General features: G+C 35.6%; 3 protein-coding genes and 2 pseudogenes. 4 read left to right on the forward strand and 1 reads right to left on the reverse strand.

Annotation, left to right across the window (positions count from 1 at the left end):
• The 4 genes and pseudogenes from IQ224_RS22890 to IQ224_RS22905 all read left to right on the forward strand — a co-directional run.
• Positions 1 to 241, forward strand: a 241-nt coding sequence (locus IQ224_RS22890) for a transposase (RefSeq protein ID WP_194032751.1), incomplete at its 5' end; no start/stop codon positions are given.
• A gap of 124 nt (positions 242 to 365) precedes the next feature.
• Positions 366 to 581: a hypothetical protein gene (locus IQ224_RS22895; protein WP_084990004.1), complete on the forward strand. Its 216-nt coding sequence runs from the start codon at positions 366 to 368 to the stop codon at positions 579 to 581.
• A gap of 155 nt (positions 582 to 736) precedes the next feature.
• Positions 737 to 1,702, forward strand: a pseudogene (locus IQ224_RS22900) (Druantia anti-phage system protein DruA).
• A 115-nt stretch (positions 1,703 to 1,817) separates the two neighbouring features.
• A pseudogene (locus IQ224_RS22905) lies at positions 1,818 to 2,585 on the forward strand (IS630-like element ISMae23 family transposase); the annotation flags it as partial.
• Between the two features lie 81 nt (positions 2,586 to 2,666).
• Here IQ224_RS22905 and IQ224_RS22910 read toward each other — a convergent pair.
• Positions 2,667 to 2,907, reverse strand: a 241-nt coding sequence (locus tag IQ224_RS22910) for a transposase (protein ID WP_194032751.1), incomplete at its 5' end; no start/stop codon positions are given.

Raw genomic sequence — 2,907 nt, forward strand, 5'->3', positions numbered from 1 at the left:
AGAGGGAATGCTATCCATCTCGGAATGGTTGGCAAAATCCTCCAGTGTTTTTACTAAGAGTTGTCAAACAATCCGAAACTGGTTTGGAGAAATAATTAGTTATTTCGAGCGAAGGACAACGAATGGGGTGGTCGAGGGAATCAACAATAAACTTAAACTAATAAAAAGAAGAGGCTATGGCTTTAGAAACTTTCGGAATTTTTGGGTTAGAAGTATGTTATCTTGGCATCTTGTCTGTTGATTTAGCATAAAGAGTAACGAAGAGCCGGCGTAAATTTGGATTAGGATTAGTTGCTGTCACACAACGCCCTTCTGCTATTTCTGATGAAATTAGAACACAAGCAGAAAACTTTTTTGCTTTTCACATGGGCAATTCTGATGACATTAAAGCTCTGGTAAAGTCTAATATAAATTATGAGGGAGTAATTGCTAATTTTATTCAACGAGAAACAATTGCAGGTAATCTCTATCTGGTTTCATCTGATCAGGCTTTTGCACTTCCCGTTCGAGTGACTGAATTTGAGAAACTTGTTGAGAAAAAGGTTTATCCTGAATCTAAATTCACCAACAATAGAAATTAAGGATGAGAGTTTATGATATTCAAGAGAAAATGAACATGGATAAACAAAAATAAATTATCAAACAAAAAATAATTGAAAACCTAGAATTTTATGGAATTACATGGGATGAAAACCAGCACAAAATACTTGTTGATAATGATGATGATTTTAGAAAAATTCAAAGAAAGTTAGCTGAAAGGACAAATCTGAAAGGACAAAAACATAAAACTGAAGTTGAGAAGTATATAGCACAACCATCAGATATTGATATATCTAAAGTTAATCCTTATCTCGTTATGGTTGAATCTAAAGAAGATCATCAACAACTTTGGTCATATGCCACAAATTATTGGTCTATACCTGTTACAGTTGGTTACGGTAGACGCATTTGATACTTTGTGTTTGATCGACAAAATGATAAGTTGATTGGAATTGTTAGTCTTTGCGATCCTGTTATTGGTTTAGGTGTTAGAGATAGCGATTCTATTGGCTGGACTAAAGATCAAAAAATGCAGCGACTGTACAATTGTATGACTGCATATATTTTAGGATCAATTCTTCCTTATAATCAACTGCTTGGAGCAAAATTAGTTGCTCTTACTTTAATGTTTCCAAAAGTTAGGGAAGACTTTTATCAAAAATATAAAAATAGTCCTTCTATCATTACTGGGGTAAATAAGAAACCTTATCTTATCTATATCGATACTTTAGGAGCATTTGGTAAGTCAGCAATTTATAATCGTTTACTCAACTGGGATTTTGTAAATTATACGAAAGGACAGAGCCATCTTCATATAACAGCGAATGGTAGCTGGGAACTAATTAAGCAAGTTGTGCCAGAAGAAGTTTTTGAAACTTATCGATTTGGCGAGAGACCAAATTGGAAAATGCGTATTTTAAAAAGAGGTTTAAGGGAACTGGGCTTGTCAGAAGATATGCTTAGTATTGGTTGGCAAAGAGGATACTATCGTTGTCCTTTAGCTGAAAACTGGAAGGAATATTTGTTGGGAGATACAAATCGAGTAGTATGGCGAAAATTTACTCAGAGAGACTTGGTAAGATATTGGCATGATAGGTGGATTACTCCCAGGCTAGATATATTAAAAACTCATCTGCAATGCCCTCCTGATATCATCGTTTAAATGTCTGTCAAGACTTCTGGTGTCTCGATGCAAGGTAAATGGGTAGGATTTGATTTCTTCGGGTAACAAAGCGGCGTTCTAAAATAGAAATAGTAACTTGAGAAAAATCCTACTTATGCCAGCCAAAGATTTCCTAGACTTAGAAGAAAAGAAAAACTTACAAAAAGCTCTTAAAGAAGAAGAAAGAGCAGAGGTTAGGGAAAGAATTTTAATGTTTCTCTTGCTGAACGACGGAAAAACTCAACGAGAAATAGCTGATTTTATTGGCTGTTCACTCAAAACGGTCGCCCATTGGTGTGTTCACGGCGATCCTAACAATTTAGAAAGTCTAGAAGATGGGAGAAAAAATGGAAATCATAAAAAAGCCACAGAGGAATATATTAATTTACTATTGAAAATAGTTGATGAAGACCCGAAGGAATTTGGATATGAATTCGGGAGATGGACAGCGGCAAGATTAGCAGAGCATCTAGAAAAGGAAACAGGAATTAAACTGAGTGGCTCGCAAGTGAGAAGAATATTGAGAAGAAAAAAGTATGTGTATATCTGGGCGAAATATAGTCTAGAAGATAAGCAAGACAAGAAATTAAGAAAAGCATTTAAAGAAAAATTAGATGAATATTTAAAGTTGGCCAAAGAAAAGCCAGAGTCAATCCAGGTATGGTTTTGGGACGGGGCTTTCAAGGTGGCGACGCAGGTTCGCCACACAGCCCCTCATGAATGTGGATTTAGTTTGAGAGTAATAAGAAGAAGAGCTTGGACAAAAAAAGGAAAGCGAAAAAAAGTGAATGGACAAAGAAAAAGAGGAAGGGTGAATGTGATGGGAGCCTTAAGATATAATGACAAAAAACGAGTCTGTTTTATGATCAAAAAAGGAAATTCATAAACTTTCCATGAACAATTAAAGAAACTTGATGAAGAGATTCGTCAAGAATGGAGGCTCTTCGTTACTCTTTATGCTAAATCAACAGACAAGATGCCAAGATAACATACTTCTAACCCAAAAATTCCGAAAGTTTCTAAAGCCATAGCCTCTCCGTTTTATTAGTTTAAGTTTATTGTTGATTCCCTCGACCACCCCATTCGTTGTCCTTCGCTCGAAATAACTAATTATTTCTCCAAACCAGTTTCGGATTGTTTGACAACTCTTAGTAAAAACACTGGAGGATTTTGCCAACCATTCCGAGATGGATAGCATTCCCTCT

Source organism: Microcystis sp. LEGE 00066, from assembly GCF_015207925.1.
GTDB lineage: Bacteria > Cyanobacteriota > Cyanobacteriia > Cyanobacteriales > Microcystaceae > Microcystis > Microcystis ichthyoblabe_A.